Below are 19769 nucleotides of genomic sequence, written 5' to 3'. Positions count from 1 at the left end.
ATCATCAGGCAGGCCTAGGGCGTATGAAAGTACTGGCTCTCTTATAGGCCCAGTACTTTCATACGCTCATTGACCGGCTGATAGGTTTTTTCGCCAGCAGGGGCTTTGATATTACCAAATGGCATCTGCGCTATCAGCTCCCAACTGTCCGGAATAGCAAACGCTGCCGCGGCATCTTCATCTACCAGTGGGTTATAATGCTGTAGGTTGGCACCGATATCCAGCGTACGCAGCTCTGTCCACATGGCATACTGGTGCATGGCTGAGGCGTGCTCTGCCCAAATAGGGAAACGCTCAGCATATAAAGCAAACTGCTCTTGTAATGATTTGGTCACGTTTCGGTCTTCATAAAACAAGACAGTACCCGCCGCCGCTCGAAAGCCGTCCAGCTTTTGCTGACTGCCTGAAAAGTCACCGTCGCCGACCGCTGCCCGCAGTTTTTCTTCAGCGATGTCCCACAGCTTTTGGTGCTCGTCACCAAACAACACCACCAGACGCGAAGACTGCGAGTTAAAGGCTGAAGGCGTATGCAAAAGTACTCGCTCTGCCATGTTGATAATCGCTTGCGGCGCGACTGGTAATTCATTGCCTAATGCATATACCGAACGGCGCTCATCAAAAGCTTGTTGTAACGTGACTAGACTTTCTTGAGACATGATCATTATCCTTATCTTAAAAGACATCATAAGTGAGCGATATCTGGCACGACACACTCACTTTTAATAAGGCAAATATTATATCAATATGCTAAATAATATCTAGTCTCTATAAAGTTAATTTTATCAATCACTCTATAAAGTTATTCTGCTTGATGTTGCAATATATCTGACACGCTTGATTGATCAAAGCCATTATCTGCCCATCTACGCTGCCACGATAGACACAGGCGTACCTTCCTTGACTTGCGCAAATAACGCTACGATGTCGTCATTACGCATACGCACGCAGCCATGCGAGCGCGCAACGTCCATCGGCTCGGTGTCAGGGGTGCCATGAATATAGATATAGCGCTGATAGGTATCACAGCCACCTTGGGCATTACAGCCTTTATTGTACCCTTCCTCGAGACCACTTAACCATAGAATGCGGCTTAGTATCCAGTCGCGCTCAGGATATTGCTTTCCGAGCGCATCATCATAGATCTCCCCAGTTGGCACCCGTCCGACAAACACAGCATTGATCGGCGCATCGCCACCTATTTTTTGAGCAATGACATGCTCGCCAAGCGGCGTACAACCGCTATCTTGCTGGCTGCCGATACCGTTTTTGGCGGTAGATACGGCGTATTGCGCTATTTCTTTATCATATTGGTAGAGTGTTAAGGCTTGCTGAGCAATATTAATCACCAAATGCATATCAAGGTTTTCATGATTTTTCATAGGATATATCCAGCGGTCAGTCATCTAATTGACATCTTTGCCAACCGCGTTGTAAGTCAATGGATTGAATTTTTCTATTGTTAAGGGATTGTGCCGAGACATTTGGCACCGTAATATAGGGGCACACTTTTTGATGCTAGCAGATTATGACGACTATTTCACCGACACGTGTGTCGATGTATGATTTTTTATATCATGATACCCAGCCGATGGTGTCACTTTTGGCAGATGCCGCCCAGCTTTCACTACCGCAGGCGCGTTTAGCGATGGATGCCAGCCTACAAGCTATTGTCAGTGCGCTCCTCGCCTATCAGCAGCGCTATCAAGGACAGGCAGTCAGCAAAAAGCTATTTGGGCGCGGCGCGGTCAAAGAGCTACGCCAATACAACTCGATGAACTTTGCGACGTTAGGGGCGACGTTGTACCATCGCCACGACGCTGCCGATGCGATATTTAGCGATAGTGCCCGAGTCATCAAAGCCAGTGAGCGCATTGCTTCTCAGATAAAAGCCACCTCGCCACAAGTACAAATTTTGCTCACGTCTTTGTGCGTGATTGCACTACGTGAGCTGGCTATCTTAGCAGATTATAGTCAGCTAGATAATGATGAGATCGATAAGTGGTTTGCGCTGCAGCCGCAGTTTTTGGCAGCTGAGCGTTTTGCGCAGGCTCATACGTCTAAGACAGTCGCCGCACAAGAACCGAGCCAACATGACAGTATAGACACGCCGTCTGCTGCGACAGAATCATCACCTGTAAACGCTGCCGAGCGCCGTCTATTGAGTAGCGCGCAGCTATCTAGCGTACCCCCGATTTTTGACCTTTATTGGTATGAGCTGACTGGGTTTAGACCTGACAATCAAAGCCCTGTACAAGATATGCAGCTGGCCACTGGCAACTACCTTAAGGCCATCGGCCGCTCACCTGACAATGTCCAGCAAGGTCATCACAATGACATGCTGGTCTTTGACCAAATGCCTGCCATCGCGCTACCACATCAGCGCTGGCTATTACAGCTGGCAAAGATATCTGATATCTATTTGAGCCGCAATCGCCTACGCATAACTTCCGAGCCTGCCAATCCACCAAAGCCGCCTTTGGTCAGTTTAGGGTTAATCGGCGGTAATAACGACAACACCCCAGCCACCATCAGCGAAAAACCCATTGAATATGACGCGGCCACGCCACTTTGGAAAAACCCCGTTATCCTTTTGATCGTCGCTGTGATCGGTGTCCTTGGTGCTCTTGCGATGCTCAAATATCAAAACCAAAAGTCAGACGGTATGGTGCTGGCAACCGAGGAAGTCATAGAGCAAGACCGCCTAAAAGAGCGTCAGCAGCAAGATGTCGCCATTGTTCGAGTAGACGATGACGAGACTGCACCCGCAAATGATCAACAAACCAAATAGACAATATTTTTTATGACCACCCCCATAACATCCTTATAACATCTTTATAATACTGTCATAAAAAAAACAGAGGCCGCTATCGATATCGACCTCTGTTTTATATTTTATATAATGACGTGCTTTTTGATGGTCAAGTTATCAAAAGCAGCGTAAGCGCTTATTTTGATAAATCACGACCGCGGCTGGCTTCGATGGCCAAACGCAAGCCGTTTAGACGGATAAAACCTTCTGCGTCTTTTTGATCATACGCGCCCGCATCATCTTCAAACGTGGCGATTTTTTCATCAAATAGTGAGTCATCTGACTTACGACCAACCACGCTCACCGCGCCTTTATACAGCTTCACACGTACCGTACCATTGACATACTCTTGTGATTTGTCAATCAGTGCCTGTAGCATCATGCGCTCAGGGCTAAACCAGTAACCGTTGTAGATGATTTTTGCATAGCGCGGCATCAGCTCGTCTTTTAGATGCGCCGCTTCACGATCTAAGGTCAGCGACTCGATACCGCGATGCGCTTTTAGCATGATGGTACCTGCTGGCGTCTCGTAGCAGCCGCGCGACTTCATACCGACATAGCGGTTTTCGACGATATCCAAACGACCGATACCGTGCTTGCCGCCTAGCTCATTTAGCTTAATCATCACTTCATATGGCTTGAGGCGCTCACCATCAATCGCAACGATATCGCCTTTTTCATACTCTAGCTCTAAATACTGTGCCTCGTCTGGGGCATCTTCTGGGCTGACCGACCAGCGCCACATATCTTCTTCTGCCTCGGCGTATGGGTCTTCTAAGATACCGCCTTCATAAGAGATATGCAGTAGGTTGGCATCCATTGAGTAAGGCGATTTTTTCTTATTGCCAGCATAGTCAATGGCAATATCATGCTCTTTAGCATACTGCATCAAGCTCTCACGACTTGACAAGTCCCACTCACGCCACGGCGCAATGGTCACAACATCAGGTGACAACGCGACCGCACCAAGCTCAAAACGTACCTGATCATTCCCTTTACCTGTCGCACCGTGACTGATGGCATCGGCGTTGTGCTCTTTGGCAATCTCAACCAAACGCTTGGCGATGAGCGGACGAGCAATAGACGTGCCGAGTAAGTACTCGCCTTCATAGATGGCGTTGGCACGGAACATCGGGAAGACATAGTCACGCGCAAACTCTTCGCGCAAATCTTCGATATAGATATTTTTGATACCCATGGCTTGGGCTTTGGCACGGGCCGGCTCAACTTCTTCGCCTTGACCGATATCAGCGGTAAAAGTAATCACCTCAGCATCATAAGTTTCTTGCAGCCATTTAGCGATGATGGAGGTATCAAGACCACCTGAATAAGCCAATACGATTTTATTAATATTTTTTGGATCAAGTTGAGCCATGAATAACTCCTATTATAAAGTTTTGATGATGAGAATTGAGTGGGGATAAAAGCGCTAATCGTAGACAAAAAAAATAAGCCACCTGCTCAGTGTACATCATATTTACTATGGGCAAAAGTACCACTGCCCCGTGTGGCGCGCTTTTGCGTTAAATCTTAAATAAATATATTTTGGCGGCGGTTATTTGGCATGCCAGCTGGGTCATTGCCCGCCTGTCTCTTCTATTGACTATATCTGGTCACATATTTAGTCAAGTAGGCAAATCTGTTATGATAGTCGGGCAGTATCACTCCCTTTTATTTCCCGTATATGACGATATAGAGCGCGACGACCTTATGACTGATTCGATTAGAGAGTTGACCATTCTTCAGCCAGACGATTGGCACATTCATTTGCGCGACGGCAAGGCACTGGGCACGACCGTGCCACATGCTGCAGATAGCTTTAACCGTGTCATTTGTATGCCAAACCTTGTCCCCCCTGTCAAAACTGTCGATGATGCCCGCGCGTATCGTGAGCGTATCATGACGCACTTGCAAAACAGCGACATAAGCGCTGAGCGCATTGCAGCGTTTGACCCTCGCATGACGTTATACCTCACAGACAACACCACGCCACAAGACATCGAGATGGCCGCAAAATCCGGTATCGTCCAAGCGGTCAAGCTTTATCCAGCAGGAGCCACGACCAACTCGGCTGATGGTGTCACTGACATCAGTGCGTGCGTCGATGTGTTTGAAGCGTTAGAAAAATACGACTTACCGTTATTGTTACATGGTGAGGTGACGCAAGATCATGTGGATATTTTTGACCGCGAAAAGCGGTTTTTAGACGAGGTATTGGCACAAATCATCGTCAAATTTCCCACCCTAAAAATCGTCGTCGAGCACATTACCACCAGTGACGCCGCTGATTTTGTCTTGGCACAAGGCAACCATATAGCCGCGACCATTACCCCGCAGCATCTGATGTTTAACCGCAATCATTTGCTGGTCGGTGGTATCAAGCCGCACTTTTACTGCTTACCTATCTTAAAGCGTGAAAGCCACCAAAAGGTACTGTTAGACGTGGCAACAAGTGGCAATCCAAAGTTCTTTTTGGGCACCGACTCCGCCCCGCACGCAACCGACAAAAAAGAAGCCACGTGCGGCTGTGCCGGCTGCTATAGCGCCTCTATCGCTTTACCATTATATGCCACCGCCTTTGACAGTGTCGGCAAGATAGACAAGCTAGAAGGATTCGCCAGTCGTTTTGGCGCGCAGTTCTATGGTCTGCCTGTCAACCAAAGCACCATCACCCTTGTAAACACTCCAATGCAAGTGCCAAACGCTTATCCATATTTTGACGGCACTTCTTTGACACCGCTGCTAGCGGGCGAGACGCTCCCTTGGTCGATTAAAGACTAATTCGATTAAAGACGAAGCCAACTCAAGAATAAGTGGCAGCGGATGCTAAAACCCGCGCTTTTATTTGCTATCCGACGATATCGACACTACCTTGATTACCTAAAGCGTAGCTGAGATCGTAGGATGGTTTTTTAGTGATTGTTTATTCAATTTAATAATTATTTATTCAATATAACAGCACGACTGACAAAAGTGATTTAACGTGATATGACCATTCAAAACGATACCGCCTTACCCCGCAACCCTGAGCACACACCGGCGACTAGCGCAGATAGCACTGCAGGTTCGTCAGATGAGCAAGCACCACTGAGCCTAAAAGACCGGTTTCGTAAATTTTTGCCTGTCGTCGTCGATGTAGAGACAGCAGGGTTTAACGCGCAAACAGATGCGCTACTAGAGATTGCCTGCATCCCTATCTTACTTAATGAGCAGGGCGTGTTTTATCCAGGAGATGCGCTCAACGCCCATATCGAACCCTTTGAAGGAGCAAACCTAGAGCCAAGTGCGCTGGCATTTACCGGCATAGATCCCAAAAATCCCATGCGCAAAGCCATCGCCGAAGACGAAAAGACTGCCTTGCGGCGTATCTTTAAAGGTTTAAAAGAGGTCAGACGCGCAGAGGACTGTCGTCAGTGCGTGCTCATCGGTCACAATGCCCATTTTGATTTGGCGTTTTTAAATGCCGCAGTGCTACGTACCAATAGCAAAAACCACAATCCTTTTCATAACTTTTCGGTATTTGACACCGTGACACTGTCGGCCCTTGCTTTTGGTCAGACGGTACTGGCACGAGCCTGTAAAGCGGCAGGGTTAGAATTTGATGGTAAAGATGCACACTCAGCGCTATACGATACGCAAAAAACTGCCGAGCTTTTTTGTCATATCTTAAACAGCTACCCCATGCTCGCAAATGCCATGGCTACTGAGCCTACCGAAACTGACACCGCTACGCAAACTGACAAATAAGCCTTTAATCACATATCCTATATTGTTATGCCCTCATAATAATGCTATTGGTAATACTAGCTGACTTTACCCTCTTGGTGTTTTAGTCGAGAAGGATATGAGAATAAAAACAGTACGCTGACGAGCCATACCAGCCTACTGCTTAGTGTTCTTACCACCCTACAGATGGTCAAAGTCGCCCACACGTCCTTGCAGTATATGAGTCATCACTGCAAGGCTTGATAGGAGTAGGAGGGAATCTACTATGGATCCACAGCTTAAGTTATGGGGCACCATCCTCGGTTATATGCTACTAGCCCTGACCATCAGCGCTTGCACCTCTCTATGGATTCGGCATCATTTAAAGCGCAAAGACCTGCATCCTCGCCGCGCCATCAAAAAAAGATATTTAATTTTAAAAAGACGAAGAAAAAGGCTTGACAGAAAACGCAGACGCCATTAAAATACGCACCACTTCAGCATAAATGGTGAAAGCAGCTGAGGTATTGTTACTAGTCCCCATCGTCTAGAGGCCTAGGACACCGCCCTTTCACGGCGGTAACGGGGGTTCGAATCCCCCTGGGGACGCCACTATAAGGCGTCACTTATTAGCCCTTTTGCTTAGCATAACTTTTACTTAGCATAAGATAAGACTGATAAGCGTACCACCAAAAAAGCCCGACTCATAAGATATTATGAGTCGGGCTTTTTTTATGTTTGTTTTTTGACTCAATGACTCAGTATAGTTAAGCAAGCCACACCCTTTCCTTCTAACGAGCTACCCTTTTTCTAACTTTTAAGCTCTAGACTCGACGTACTCCCACCACCAAAATCAAACGCTATCTGTCTGATAGATAGTCACAAAAAAGCCAGCAATGGATGCTGGCTTTTTTGTGTTTGCAAGTTTAAAGTTGGCTACACACTGCTTATAGTCCGGTCAAATAAATAAGATATAGCGAAGCTGGAATAAAGGCTGGTATAAATCTTTGCCGTACCCGTCGGCGCAGGCTAACTTCCTACCAGATTTTATCTGATAGCATCAGCCACAACAATGCGACGACTATCATCGAGCCCAATACCGTTTGAATCAAAAAGAACGCTTGGTGTTGACCGACTACTTTACTTAAGGTTACCCCTAAGGTACTGTACTTGATCGGCTGGGCATCAGTATTGCCTGTTCTGATTTGTTCTTCGTAGTAGTTTTGCAAGATATCCAAAAACCTGTGCCACTCATCCACACTCCAGCTATAGGGCTTAAACGGCATCAGCTTTTTCAACACAGGGTCTCTCGTCATCCAGCGCTCAAGTGTGATAGAGCGCAGCGACCAGCTCGAAAAACGGCGCTCATCAATCGCTGAAAAATCCAAAATTTCCATGTCTTTGTGTCGCTCATCTGCCAACAAGCGATTTTTTAGATTGGTCAAAGCTTGCTCCGACCCCTCTACACATTGCAAAAAATACCCATTGCCATAGCAAAGGATACCAGTAATCTCATCCGTTTGGTTACGTTCAATCGCAATCTCTGAGATGTCATTAAGTGTACTGGGACTTGACAGACCAGTCGAAGTAATCCGGCTGATGTACACCAGCTGGCAAAGATCCGTCGTTACTGGATTTGTCGAATCATTGATTATTGACAATCCGCTTCTCCCTATATTTAGGTTAATGTAGTTAAAACAACCATACTAACGTTGAAAAAAATCTAGAGACAAGACAATTAGAAGCAATCAACTGGCTTGTTATATTATTGATTTTATAAGTGTTTATATCAATTGTATTAAGTTAGTTACATCATAGGCTAGTTTCGTCATTAAAGCAACCTATGTTTACCTTATAATTTTGGTTATAGATAAATAATGATATATTAGTACGCCCTTATATCCACTAAAACAAATATAATAGAAGTATCGCTTTGTATTTTTTGCAGCGATAATAGACGGTTGTATCAAAAAATCAAGGGGGTTAATAAAACTGATGGTTCTAGCGTCTACGTAAAAACTACCAAGGTAAAAGCTATCAAGTTTGCAGACTCAAGATAGCAGAGAGCAAGGCGGCATCATCAGGATACGTCAATTTGATATTTTGGCGACTGCCAGCCACCAAACGGATGGGTAACCTCAGAGACTCAAAAGCACTGGCTTCATCCGTGATTGCTATCTGCTGTTCACTGACATGCTGTAGGACTTTTTGTAATTGGTCTAGTCGAAAGACTTGCGGCGTTTGTGCTTGCCATATATTGCTGCGATCAAGCGTTTGCGCAATATAAGTAGGCAGCCCCGCGTCTTGTCCATAGGAGTGCTTGAGGGTATCAGCGACTGGCGTCGCTAAGATGGCGCCATACGGCTCATGCATCGCCGCCGTAATGACCTTATCGATATCACAGCTGGGCACCGCTGGGCGCGCAGCATCATGGATTAAGACCAAGTCGGTGTCTGCAGCACCTGACTGCCGAATGGCCTCCACGCCCGCCTGCACCGACTGCCAACGCTCAGCACCGCCAGTGGCGTACTGTACCGGCAAGGCAAAATTGAGCATTTGCGCGGTAGTGTCGTCCGCAGCGATGACCAACCAGCACTGCTCGATAAAGGCACTACAAGCGAGCCGCTCCATGCTATGCTGCAGCAATGTCTGGCCTTGAAACAAGGTATACTGCTTGGCCATAGACGCACCAAAGCGACTGCCGCGACCAGCAGCAACGATCATGGCATGTATGCGAGGAGTGGTATTCATGAGCCAAGGCCTATCAAAGAAAAATCACGGGGAGCCATGAGGTGGCGCTAAAAAAGGGGAAAAGATAAAAAGAGAGAGATTGAAAAGTGTCTGAATGTCATCGTGGTTATAATGATAATGACAAGACCAAGGTATCGCCAAACGACTGGGCTTAATGTGCCCGCCTTAATAACGACTGTGCGTCGTCGGCGCCGTGGATATCTGTACAAAGGTTTCATTGGGTTTGATAAGACCTAAGTCTAAACGAGCATGCTCTTCTACCGCCTCAAGACCGTTTTTTAAGTCATGAACATCCGTACGCAACAAGTTATTTGCTGATACTTGATTGTCATTTAAGCGCTGCTGCTCTTCGATTTGTGTCAGCAGTTTTTGATGCTCAAAATGGCCATTTTCACCCAGCCAGTACTGATATTGCAGACCTAAGAGTACTACAACGGCTAAGGCAAGTAGCATAAATTGGCTAAAGTATTTCATAAAGGGTTTACGCCAAACAAGACAGAGAGGATCAACACAGCTCAGTATGCTGAACGATACCGCAAAAGCAGCCTATCGTCCAGCATACACTTACTTATCGACTGTAACTATAAGAGCGTTTAGCCACGTAGGCCAATGAACTCTTCACGGCCACGGTAGCTGGCGCGTACTTGCTGCTCGATACGTAGCAATTGGTTGTACTTCGCTACGCGGTCTGAACGGCATAGTGAGCCTGTTTTGATTTGACCGGCTGCGGTACCGACTGCCAAGTCTGCAATGGTACTGTCTTCTGTCTCACCTGAGCGATGCGAGATAATCGTCGCATAGCCATTTTTCTTCGCCAGATAAATGGCGTCTAGGGTTTCTGACAGCGTGCCGATTTGGTTAAATTTAATCAAAATCGCATTGGCAATGTGCTTGTCGATACCTTCTTGCAAGATAGCAGGGTTGGTCACAAACAAATCATCACCAACCAACTGAACTTTATCACCGATTTGCTCAGTTAAGTACTTCCAGCCGTCCCAATCTGACTCATCCAGGCCATCTTCGATAGAGATGATCGGATATTGACGTGTCAGGCCTACAAGGTAGTCTGAGAAGCCTTGGCTATCAAAGGCCTTGTTGCCCTCACCTGCCAAGACATATTGTCCGTTTTTATAGAACTCACTGGCCGCACAGTCTAGCGCCAAATGAATCTCTTCACCGGCCTTATAGCCGACCTGCTCGATCGCTTGCATGATGACAGTAATGGCCTCTTCGTTGCTACGCAGGTTGGGCGCAAAGCCCCCTTCATCACCAACCGCAGTATTGAGACCTTGTGATTTTAGGACAGACTTTAGGCTATGGAAAATCTCTGTACCTGCGCGCAGGGCTTCTGAGAAGCTGGTGAAACCAACTGGCTCAATCATAAACTCTTGGATATCAACGGTGTTGTCGGCATGCTCGCCGCCGTTTAGGATATTCATCATCGGTACCGGCATGGTCAATGATGTCTGATTGCGCAAGTTGGCAATGTATTGATGCAGTGGCAAGCTTTGTGACTTAGCAGCAGCTTTTGCCGTGGCAAGAGAGACCGCGAGCATGGCATTTGCGCCAAGGTTGTCTTTGTTTTCTGTGCCATCTAATGCAATCATCGCATCATCAATGGCTTGCTGCTCGGTGACGTCTTTGTCCATAAGCGCACTACGGATCTGGCTATTGACGTTGGCCACGGCTTTTTTGACACCTTTGCCCATGTAGCGATCTTTGTCGCCATCACGTAGCTCGAGGGCTTCACGTGAGCCAGTAGACGCGCCACTGGGTGCAGCAGCACGGCCGATAGTACCATCAGCCAAAATGACGTCAGCTTCGATGGTTGGGTTACCGCGCGAGTCTAAGATCTCACGGGCGCGAATGTCTTTAATTGCGGTGACGTTGGTGGTTTCTTCAGCGTACATAATGTCTGTTAGTTCCTTTGGTCATGCCAAGTTTGTGGGATAAATAACGGCAACTAGAATACAAAAAAGATAAAATAAAATATCGTATAGCGCAGGTCCAAACCTATCTTGCCTACTTAGTATAATCGGCTGGGTTTGGACAAAACCAAGCGTTTATTTACGGCTTTCATGAGCGGCTATCGTACGTGGCATCATAGCATAAATTTCGCCAAACTTCCCTTCTCTTGCACCGACTGACGCTCATAAAGTCATACAAACGCTCGGTTATCCGCCTATCTGGCCTCACGGCGATATCGGCGAAGGTGACTGCCCTAGCAGGCTTAGGCACTTGGCAAGCGCTTATCATCAGTTTGATGAGTAGATACGGTATTATCTAGCTCAACCTCAGTGCGAAAACGGGTCAAACGTAGCGCGTTCATCAAGACAGAGATGGAGCTCAGCGCCATTGCCGCCGCGGCAATCATCGGGTTTAAAAACCCAAACGCTGCCAGCGGTATGCCCAGCGTATTATAAAGAAACGCAAAAAATAAGTTTTGCTTGATATTGCGCAGTGTGGCGTTGGCGATTTTTTGTGCCGCATCGATATGCATCAGCGACTCGCCCATCAAGCGAGCGGAGGCGCTATGCTGCGCGACATCAGTACCCTCAAACATAGCAAAGCTGGCATCGGCAGTGGCCATCGCTGGCGCATCATTGACGCCATCACCGACCATGGCCACTTTATGGCCGGCAGTTTGCAACAGCGCGATTTGACTGGCTTTATCCCGCGGGCTCATTTGGCCATATGCCTTGTCGATGCCCAGCTGGCCTGCCACGTGATCGACCACAGACTGCTTATCACCACTCATCAAGATGACATGGATGCCGCTCTCTTGTAACGCCGCTATCGCCTGCGGGGTATCTGCCTTTAGATCATCTGCCAAAGCAAACGCCCCGAGCGGTTCATCATTGATACTAAGCGCTACGGTACTGGCGATTTGCCACACTTTTGGCATAAATTTTGGCAAAGTTAGATTCGCAAATTCTGCCGTGCCGACTTTTACCAGACCCAAGCCTTCGATATTGGCTTGGATACCCGCGCCTTTGATGACGCTGATGTCAGTGACAGTCATCAGTGGCAAATGACGCTCGGCCGCAGCATTGATCAAGGCGGTCGCTAAGGGGTGGCTTGCATGCGCCTCAACGCTTGCCGCAATTTGTAGCACATCATCGACAGCAATGGAGCTGTCCACCATGACATGGTCGACGATAGACGGCTTACCGACAGTCAATGTGCCGGTTTTATCAAGCACGACCGTGTCGATATTGCCTGCCGCCTCGAGGCTTTGCGCGTCTTTAAACCAAACGCCATGGCGCGCGGCCACGCCCATGCCCGCCATAATAGCCGCTGGCGTGGCCAGACCGAGCGCACAAGGACACGCGATGACCAATACCGACACCGCATGCATCAAGGCGGTATCCACCATGCCAGTCAGCCACCACGTTAGCCCAAAAGTAGCCAAAGCGACGGTCACCACCACTGGTACAAAAACAGCCGTTACTCTATCGGCAAGCCTTGCCAAGTCAGCCTTTGAGCCTTGGGCGTCGCTAAGGGCTTTGACCATATCGCCAAGCTGGGTATCGCTGCCTTTGGCACTGACGCGATACAGCAAACTGCCGTTTTCGACCAATGCCCCTGCCAGCAGCTCATCGCCTATTTGTTTTTTTAGGGGCACAGACTCACCCGTCAGATGACTCTCCACGCACCAGCCGCCGCCATCTATGACCACCCCGTCGGTTGCCACACGGCTGCCTTGCTTGGCACGCAGGATGTCACCGACTTGCACCGCCTGCAATGCGACATTATGAAAGTCGCCGTTGGGCTGCTGCTGCTCTACTTCATCTGGCGTCAATGATAACAATAAATCGATACTGTTTAGGCTGTGCTTTTTGGTTCGCTCCTCCAAATACTTACCCGTTCGTACAAAGGCGATGACCATCACCCCGGCTTCAAAATACACAGCGGGGCCATGTCCGCCAGCATATCCACTTTGCAATAGGCTGCTTAACGTGCCATCGCCATGAGTCAACCACAGATAAGTAGAATACGCCCAAATAGTCACCGTACCGATGACCACCAGCACGTCCATATTGGCAAGGCCGCCTTTGATAGACGCCCACGCACTTTTATAAAATGGCAATGCCAGCCCAAACTGGACAATGGTGGCTAGGACAAACTGAATCCAAACAGGCGGCATCCACGCCATACCAAACCCCGTTAGCATACCCGCCATACCAACCAAAAACGGCAACAGACAGATCCATAGCCCGATCAAGCGCCATGGATACTCGGTTGCAGTATCTTTATCGGTCTGCGCAAACAAGCTGTCAGCGGCTTGCAGATTGGCGACAAAGCCTGTTTTGTTGACCCACTCTGTGACTTGCTCAGGGGTGGTCTGCGAAGGATCGTAGTCGATATTGGCAGTCTCACCAGCGAAGTTCACACTAGCCTCATATACCGCTGGCTTTTTGCTAAGTACCTTCTCAATCCGCGAAGCACACGCCTGACACGTCATGCCATCGATCGCCAGCTGCAAGTGCGCACGCTCAGGCGCTATCGCAGTTTTGGACTCAATATCAGTCGCCACCTCATAAGACGGGTCAGTACTGGTGCGGGTAGAATCTTTCATAAATAAAACTCGTGGTTGCGTTATAGCGCATTACATAGTCGGTTTACTCTAAAAGCGGCCAAGGCATCTATAAAGGCAACTGCCATCTCTTAAATAACAGGCGCTTCGTTTTGGGTAGGCGGACTATAGCGTTTATAAATGTATAATAAAATCGGTGAAAAAATCTAAATATCAGACGTCAAAATCAGAAAAAAGCGTCTGCAGGCAAATATAATCAATTGAAAATAAAACTGTTATATAAGTTTAAACGCGCTACTGGTATCAATTTTTCTTGCTTGCTGTGCCTACGCAGACAGAGGCTGCGCAAAATTACTCCCAGTCGCACTGTATTTATTTTATAGTGGCTCAACGATAAAAATAAGAACATGCCCTAATCTAATGAGAGATAAATCCTACTCAAGCGTGGCTACTGCCTCATACCTAGTAAATGGCTACGACTATGCTCTATTCAAGCCCTGCAGTCAGCAACAGGCGCTGCCATCGCATCTCTCATGAAAAAAACCAGCCATGACAGCTGGTTTTGCGTTAAAGCGGTAAGACTTACGAGTTGGCGACGGTTGCATCAAAACCTGCCTCTTCGATCGCGGCCGCAATGGCTTCTGCGCTGGTTTTGCTATCATCAAATGTCACCGTTGCCAGCTTGTCAGCCAAATCGACAGTCATGGTATCTAAACCGTCGATATCACCTGTGGCTGTATGGACGCTTGCCACGCAGCCGCCACAAGTCATGCCATCGATATTGATAATACGAGTCTGGGTTGCCATGAGGGCCTCCTTATTGTTATATAACTAACCTAGTTTAAAGTAAATACAGTCATTTACTAAGGGCGTGTCCTAGCATAAGCCCTAACAAAGCCAACAACAAGGCGCTTTGGTATGACTTTATTAACCAAGGCCTTCATACTTTATATAGTCGAATTCAAATAAATCAGATACACAGCTGTCACATCGTTTTTATATCGGATTGACTTTATCCAACAGGCGATACCCGATGTTCACTTTGCGACGCCGTTATCTTTTAGTTATGATAACTTTTAATCATGATAGCGTGGATTTTGCGGCGCATCGATAGGATATGGCTGCGTCACATAATCGACCATGCTAATCGCCGCCGTTAGGGCATGAATACTGGTATCGGTATCATCATAACGCACGGTTGCTATACTGCTTGCCGCATCCAGATCTATCGCGGTCACCCCTGTGATGTTTTTTAGCGCGGTCATCACACTGTCCAAGCCTTTGGCATCATCGATGTTTTCGATGCTGACTTTTGCTGTCTGAATCGCCATTATCCTATCCTCCTATCATGGGTTCCATTGACGGTATTAGTGAGTATCTAACACCTCAAAACCTTTGACCAAATCATCAATCTGCTTAAGCTGACGCAAAAACGGCTCCAACTGGCTGGTTCTGAGCGCACAGGGGCCATCGCATTTTGCCACCTCTGGGTTTGGATGCGCTTCCAAAAACAGCCCCGCCAGTCCCGTTGCCATTCCTGCACGGGCAAGGGTGGTGATTTGCTCGCGGCGGCCGCCAGCACTGTCACTGCGTGCCCCTGGCTGCTGCAAACTGTGGGTCACATCAAAAAATACCGGTACGTTCATTTGTTTCATGGTATCAAACCCGAGCATATCCACGACCAAATTGTTATAACCAAAGGCACTGCCGCGCTCACAAAGTATGAGCTTATCATTACCGCCTTCCAAGCATTTATTGATGATATGACGCATTTCATGCGGCGCTAAAAACTGCGCTTTTTTGATATTGATGATAGCATCTGTCTTTGCCATCGCATGCACCAAGTCAGTCTGACGCGACAAAAACGCAGGCAGCTGAATGATATCGGCGACCTCTGCGACCGGTGCGGCTTGATACGGCTCGTGTACATCGGTGATAATCGGTACTTGAAACTTTTCTTTGATTTGCCCCAGCCAGTCGATGCCTTTTTCTAAGCCTGGGCCTCGGTAAGAATGCAAACTAGAGCGATTGGCTTTATCAAAGCTGGCTTTAAACACATAGCCGATGCCCAAACGCTGACATATCTCGACATACTGCTCTGCAATCTCAAACGCCATCTCTTTCGATTCTAAGACATTCATGCCGCCAAACAACACAAAAGGTTGGTCATTGCCAATATTGATCGTCTCGTTATTAGGCGTGTTAAGCGCGATATGTGATTGCGCGTTCAATAAGTTTTCCATTCAGCCGTTACCTCTTATCTTGTTATAAATAGGTCGATACCGTATTGTAACCGATAGCTTGACGAAAAAAAGTATGCAAGCGTAATTACCGACTCTCAATATCAATAACTACCAAATAATATGTCTCGTTGCTCAATATTAAGCCAAAAAAAAGACCGATCCGAAGATCAGTCTTTTTATAGTAATACTGTTATCGCATAGCATTTATAATTGATGCGAGCACAATTATTACCGGGTCACTCATAAATTTTTTAATAGTAGTAATTCTCTCTACTAAGCAGCGGTTACTTCCTGCTACGCTAACGGCTACTTCGTTTCGCTATAGTTTTTTGCCGCTTTAACAAAGCTATTAAACAGCGGATGGCCACCACGAGGCGAGCTGGTAAACTCAGGATGGAACTGTACCGCGATAAACCATGGATGATCTGCAATCTCAACCGACTCAACCAAATGCTGCTTAGCCGAGTAGCCTGAGATGGTCATGCCCGCTTGCTCTAGTGGCTCAATATAACGGTTATTCATCTCATAACGATGGCGATGACGCTCAGTGATATTGTTCGCGCCATAAATCTGAGCAAGCTTGCTACCAGAAACCAGCTCTGCTTGCTGCGCGCCTAGGCGCATGGTACCGCCGAGATCTGAATCATCGCTACGAATCTGTAGCTCGCCGCGCTCATCTAACCACTCAGTGATCAGACCAATGATAGGCTCAGCTGTCTTACGATCAAACTCAGAAGAGTTGGCATCGATATGCAGCACATTACGGGCATATTCAATCACCGCCAACTGCATACCCAGACAGATACCCAGATACGGCACTTTGTTTTCGCGGGCGTAAGTGATGGCTCTCATTTTACCAGTGGTACCGCGCTCACCAAAACCACCTGGTACCAAAATCGCATCGGCATCGTTTAGACGCGCATACAGCTCATCGTCCGTCTCTAGTAGCTCAGCATCGATATAGTCAATTTTGACATCTGACTGATGCACGATACCGGCATGTAGTAACGCTTCGTTGATCGACTTATAAGCGTCTGGTAACTCGACGTATTTGCCGACCATCGCCACCGTCACTACCGCTTCAGGGTTGAGCTGGGCTTCGACCACTTTGTCCCAATCACTCAAATCCGCTTCTGGTACATCAAGACCAAAACGCTCACAGATTAGATCGTCAAGATCTTGCTCATGTAGAATGTGCGGGATTTGATAGATGCTTTGGGCATCTTCACACATGATGACTGCGCGCTCTTCGACATTGGTAAACAGCGCAATCTTGCGGCGGTTGTCTTGCGAGATATGGTGCTCAGAGCGGCAGATGAGGATATCTGGCTGCAGACCGATAGAGCGTAGCTCTTTGACTGAATGTTGGGTCGGCTTGGTTTTGGTTTCGCCGGCACTAGCGATATAAGGCACCAGCGTTAGATGCATGAGCATAGCGCGATTGCGACCAAGCTCTACTTGCATCTGACGTACCGCTTCCATAAATGGCAGCGACTCGATGTCACCGACTGTACCGCCAATCTCGATGATGGCGATATCGTAGCCTTCGCCACTGGCAAGAATCTTACTTTTTATTTCATCAGTGATGTGCGGGATGACCTGCACGGTACCACCCAGATACTCACCGCGGCGCTCTTTGTTTAGCACGTTTTGATAGATACGACCACTGGTAAAGTTGTTGCTCTTACTCATCTTAGAGTGGCGTAAAAAGCGCTCATAATAGCCCAAATCCAAATCGGTCTCAGCGCCATCTTCGGTGACAAACACCTCACCATGCTGAAATGGGCTCATCGTACCTGGATCGACGTTGATATACGGATCCATCTTGGTCATCGTGACAGTCACGCCACGCGCTTCTAAGACCGCAGCAAGAGAAGCGGCGGTGATACCTTTTCCTAGTGAGGACACTACCCCACCGGTCACAAATATAAACTTGGTCATAGTACTCTGTCGGTAATTGGTAAAGAAGGATTTTACTAAAAATACGCCATAAAATATAGGGCAAAAATGCAAACTGTCTGAAACTCTTGTTTTCTACCTCAGCGGTAGACTTTTGTCACAAATAATACATACAACAAAAAAAACCCACCCCGAAGGATGAGTTTTTTATTTAGATTCTAATGGTTAGATTAGAATTTGTATTCTAGACCGCCACCAACTACAAATACTTCAGCATCACCTTTAGCAAAAATACTTGACTCAGGCTCACCTGGAACGAATTTATTATCAACAATAGAACCAGGAGTAGCAGGTTTCGTACCAACTACAGTGCTAACATTATCAGCTTTGTTCATACCAGCGTAAGCATGCATGATGATATTGTCTTTAAAGAAGTATTTACCACCAACAACGATTTGGTCTGAATCAGCGTTGTCGACGCCATTTAGGTTCGTGGTATTGTTATACTGGGTATAGATAGTTGCTGGACGAGCAAAGTTGGCTAAGCCCATTGCTGCACTAAGAATGAAACCTTTTTCATCTTCATCGCCTGAGCCAGCGCCGTCAAAATCAGCTACTTGATACAATGCGCCCAATGTGATTGGAGCTGCAACATACTTGCCTAGATCGACAGTTGCTGTACCACGGATGATATCACCAGTGATGTTTTGGTCTTTATCGTACGCTACACCAGCAGTGAAGCCAGTACCTTGGTCAAACATTAGCGCAGCACCGAAACCATCGTCTTTGTTACCGTTATCTTCATCAGAGCTATACATAACAGAAAGTTGTAATGGTAGGTTATCGTACTTTGGAGTCATCCAAACGATTGAGCTGTTGATACGGCTACTATCAGCCATATTTAAACCGCCAGCATCCTCATTTGACTCAAGCTTGTTGCCACCTAGGTTATCCCAATAACCATCGTTAACGATTACGTTGTTTACATAATCTAAAGTAGATTGGTTTTTACCAGCACGGATCTCACCAAAGTTTTTATTCACGACACCAAGATACGTATCACGGTTTTTAAAACCATCTTTGTCACCATCAACACTGGTGCCGTACTCTAAGCGATAGATAACGTCAGTGTTGGCAGTTAAAGCTTCAGAGCCTTTGATACCGATACGTGAAGAGTTAGAGTTAATCTCTACAGTGTCTTCATCATAATCATTTACGCTATCAGCTGCATCAAACTCAGCATTTACATAGTCGGCAGTAACAAACGCTTTACCATATAAGGTAGGAGCGGCATTGGCTGCAGAAACAGATAGAGCAGCAACGGCTGTAGCTAAAAGTAGTTTTTTCATGGGGTATCTCCACTTTACAATTGTAGTAATGAGCAAGCTATTATTAGCTGGCGCCCATATTGGTATCGTCACAAATCCTCAAAGATATAATGTGTAACTGGCTACCGAGATTAGTCAGAAACAAGTGTGGCGAAGTTTTATTACAGTAAGATGAAAAAACCATGACTTACATAACCAGCATCAAAAAAAGTAACTGCCATGTAAACGTTGGTCTTTATCCTTCTGCTGCGTAACATCCGTTACCAAACTCATACTTCGAGTACAAGCATAACAACTTTGACATAATTTGCAACATATTTTTTTTGTACTTTTAGCGCGATATCTGGCGCACTCCATATCTTTTATAGCGCTCAGGCGTTAAAAAAAACAGCTATATAATGCGCTTAAATACCAATGGTTTACCGTAAGTTTTATGACAAACGGTGTAATGGACATTTTTCATGCTGGCGTATGGTCTAACGCTATATACTGTCTAT

General features: G+C 46.9%; 17 protein-coding genes and 1 tRNA gene. 5 read left to right on the top strand and 13 right to left on the bottom strand.

The window, feature by feature from the left end; genetic code table 11:
- Positions 1-41: 41 nt before the first annotated feature.
- Positions 42-656 carry a nitroreductase family protein gene (locus tag JFC05_RS08485; protein ID WP_192995792.1) on the bottom strand — a complete coding sequence of 205 codons (615 nt, stop codon included), beginning with the start codon at positions 654-656 and terminating at the stop codon, positions 42-44.
- Positions 657-863: 207 nt separating this feature from the next.
- Complete coding sequence (locus JFC05_RS08480) at positions 864-1379, bottom strand: L,D-transpeptidase (protein WP_198336564.1); 516 nt, start codon at positions 1377-1379, stop codon at positions 864-866.
- Between the two features lie 146 nt (positions 1380-1525).
- On the opposite strand from JFC05_RS08480, the gene JFC05_RS08475 reads away from it, so the two are divergent.
- Positions 1526-2788 carry a hypothetical protein gene (locus JFC05_RS08475; RefSeq protein WP_198336563.1) on the top strand — a complete coding sequence of 421 codons (1263 nt, stop codon included), beginning with the start codon at positions 1526-1528 and terminating at the stop codon, positions 2786-2788.
- Positions 2789-2945: 157 nt separating this feature from the next.
- Here the strand turns inward: JFC05_RS08475 and JFC05_RS08470 are convergent, their stop codons facing one another.
- Complete coding sequence (locus JFC05_RS08470; protein WP_075100583.1) at positions 2946-4184, bottom strand: argininosuccinate synthase; 1239 nt, start codon at positions 4182-4184, stop codon at positions 2946-2948.
- A 335-nt stretch (positions 4185-4519) separates the two neighbouring features.
- Here JFC05_RS08470 and pyrC point away from each other — a divergent pair, with 335 nt between their 5' ends.
- The 4 genes from pyrC (at position 4520) to JFC05_RS08450 (ending at position 7126) form a co-directional block, all read left to right on the top strand.
- On the top strand, positions 4520-5590 hold the full coding sequence (gene pyrC, locus JFC05_RS08465) for a dihydroorotase (protein ID WP_198336562.1): 1071 nt from the start codon (positions 4520-4522) through the stop codon (positions 5588-5590).
- Between the two features lie 207 nt (positions 5591-5797).
- Positions 5798-6556, top strand: coding sequence for a ribonuclease T (gene rnt / locus JFC05_RS08460; RefSeq protein WP_192995788.1), 759 nt, complete (start codon positions 5798-5800; stop codon positions 6554-6556).
- A 244-nt stretch (positions 6557-6800) separates the two neighbouring features.
- Positions 6801-6998 (top strand): hypothetical protein, encoded by a 198-nt coding sequence (locus JFC05_RS08455; RefSeq protein ID WP_192995787.1) that lies wholly within the window; start codon positions 6801-6803, stop codon positions 6996-6998.
- A gap of 52 nt (positions 6999-7050) precedes the next feature.
- Positions 7051-7126: transfer RNA gene (locus JFC05_RS08450), tRNA-Glu, on the top strand.
- A 425-nt stretch (positions 7127-7551) separates the two neighbouring features.
- Here JFC05_RS08450 and JFC05_RS08445 read toward each other — a convergent pair.
- The 10 genes from JFC05_RS08445 to JFC05_RS08400 all read right to left on the bottom strand — a co-directional run bounded on the left by JFC05_RS08445 (position 7552) and on the right by JFC05_RS08400 (position 19293).
- Entirely contained in the window at positions 7552-8175 is a 624-nt protein-coding gene (locus JFC05_RS08445) for a BLUF domain-containing protein (RefSeq protein ID WP_192995608.1), read from the bottom strand.
- Positions 8176-8551: 376 nt separating this feature from the next.
- Positions 8552-9265 carry a 2-C-methyl-D-erythritol 4-phosphate cytidylyltransferase gene (gene ispD / locus JFC05_RS08440; protein ID WP_198336561.1) on the bottom strand — a complete coding sequence of 238 codons (714 nt, stop codon included), beginning with the start codon at positions 9263-9265 and terminating at the stop codon, positions 8552-8554.
- 165 nt (positions 9266-9430) lie between these two features.
- Complete coding sequence (locus tag JFC05_RS08435) at positions 9431-9739, bottom strand: FtsB family cell division protein (RefSeq protein ID WP_198336560.1); 309 nt, start codon at positions 9737-9739, stop codon at positions 9431-9433.
- A gap of 119 nt (positions 9740-9858) precedes the next feature.
- A complete protein-coding gene (eno, locus tag JFC05_RS08430; RefSeq protein WP_105243948.1) occupies positions 9859-11175 on the bottom strand; it encodes a phosphopyruvate hydratase in 1317 nt (438 codons plus the stop codon).
- Positions 11176-11495: 320 nt separating this feature from the next.
- A complete protein-coding gene (locus tag JFC05_RS08425; protein ID WP_198336559.1) occupies positions 11496-13844 on the bottom strand; it encodes a heavy metal translocating P-type ATPase in 2349 nt (782 codons plus the stop codon).
- A gap of 540 nt (positions 13845-14384) precedes the next feature.
- Positions 14385-14609, bottom strand: coding sequence for a heavy-metal-associated domain-containing protein (locus JFC05_RS08420; protein WP_100749802.1), 225 nt, complete (start codon positions 14607-14609; stop codon positions 14385-14387).
- Between the two features lie 269 nt (positions 14610-14878).
- On the bottom strand, positions 14879-15133 hold the full coding sequence (locus JFC05_RS08415; RefSeq protein WP_105243950.1) for a heavy-metal-associated domain-containing protein: 255 nt from the start codon (positions 15131-15133) through the stop codon (positions 14879-14881).
- 36 nt (positions 15134-15169) lie between these two features.
- Positions 15170-16045: a 3-deoxy-8-phosphooctulonate synthase gene (gene kdsA, locus JFC05_RS08410; protein ID WP_198336558.1), complete on the bottom strand. Its 876-nt coding sequence runs from the start codon at positions 16043-16045 to the stop codon at positions 15170-15172.
- A 306-nt stretch (positions 16046-16351) separates the two neighbouring features.
- Positions 16352-17986: a CTP synthase gene (locus tag JFC05_RS08405; protein WP_198336557.1), complete on the bottom strand. Its 1635-nt coding sequence runs from the start codon at positions 17984-17986 to the stop codon at positions 16352-16354.
- Positions 17987-18174: 188 nt separating this feature from the next.
- The gene (locus JFC05_RS08400; RefSeq protein WP_198336556.1) at positions 18175-19293 is read right to left on the bottom strand and encodes a porin; all 1119 of its coding nucleotides are present in this window, start codon (positions 19291-19293) and stop codon (positions 18175-18177) included.
- Positions 19294-19769 lie beyond the last annotated feature (476 nt).

The organism is Psychrobacter celer, from assembly GCF_016107555.1.
Taxonomy (GTDB): domain Bacteria; phylum Pseudomonadota; class Gammaproteobacteria; order Pseudomonadales; family Moraxellaceae; genus Psychrobacter; species Psychrobacter celer.
This window is presented reverse-complemented; position numbering and strand designations above follow the sequence as displayed.

Bases quoted from the DNA above. Each gene is read 5' to 3' on its own strand.
- JFC05_RS08485 (WP_192995792.1), bottom strand. From the start codon at position 656: ATGTCTCAAGAAAGTCTAGTCACGTTACAACAAGCTTTTGATGAGCGC.
- JFC05_RS08480 (WP_198336564.1), bottom strand. From the start codon at position 1,379: ATGAAAAATCATGAAAACCTTGATATGCATTTGGTGATTAATATTGCT.
- JFC05_RS08475 (WP_198336563.1), top strand. From the start codon at position 1,526: ATGACGACTATTTCACCGACACGTGTGTCGATGTATGATTTTTTATAT.
- JFC05_RS08470 (WP_075100583.1), bottom strand. From the start codon at position 4,184: ATGGCTCAACTTGATCCAAAAAATATTAATAAAATCGTATTGGCTTAT.
- pyrC (WP_198336562.1), top strand. From the start codon at position 4,520: ATGACTGATTCGATTAGAGAGTTGACCATTCTTCAGCCAGACGATTGG.
- rnt (WP_192995788.1), top strand. From the start codon at position 5,798: ATGACCATTCAAAACGATACCGCCTTACCCCGCAACCCTGAGCACACA.
- JFC05_RS08455 (WP_192995787.1), top strand. From the start codon at position 6,801: ATGGATCCACAGCTTAAGTTATGGGGCACCATCCTCGGTTATATGCTA.
- ispD (WP_198336561.1), bottom strand. From the start codon at position 9,265: ATGAATACCACTCCTCGCATACATGCCATGATCGTTGCTGCTGGTCGC.
- JFC05_RS08435 (WP_198336560.1), bottom strand. From the start codon at position 9,739: ATGAAATACTTTAGCCAATTTATGCTACTTGCCTTAGCCGTTGTAGTA.
- eno (WP_105243948.1), bottom strand. From the start codon at position 11,175: ATGTACGCTGAAGAAACCACCAACGTCACCGCAATTAAAGACATTCGC.
- JFC05_RS08425 (WP_198336559.1), bottom strand. From the start codon at position 13,844: ATGAAAGATTCTACCCGCACCAGTACTGACCCGTCTTATGAGGTGGCG.
- JFC05_RS08420 (WP_100749802.1), bottom strand. From the start codon at position 14,609: ATGGCAACCCAGACTCGTATTATCAATATCGATGGCATGACTTGTGGC.
- JFC05_RS08415 (WP_105243950.1), bottom strand. From the start codon at position 15,133: ATGGCGATTCAGACAGCAAAAGTCAGCATCGAAAACATCGATGATGCC.
- kdsA (WP_198336558.1), bottom strand. From the start codon at position 16,045: ATGGAAAACTTATTGAACGCGCAATCACATATCGCGCTTAACACGCCT.
- JFC05_RS08405 (WP_198336557.1), bottom strand. From the start codon at position 17,986: ATGACCAAGTTTATATTTGTGACCGGTGGGGTAGTGTCCTCACTAGGA.
- JFC05_RS08400 (WP_198336556.1), bottom strand. From the start codon at position 19,293: ATGAAAAAACTACTTTTAGCTACAGCCGTTGCTGCTCTATCTGTTTCT.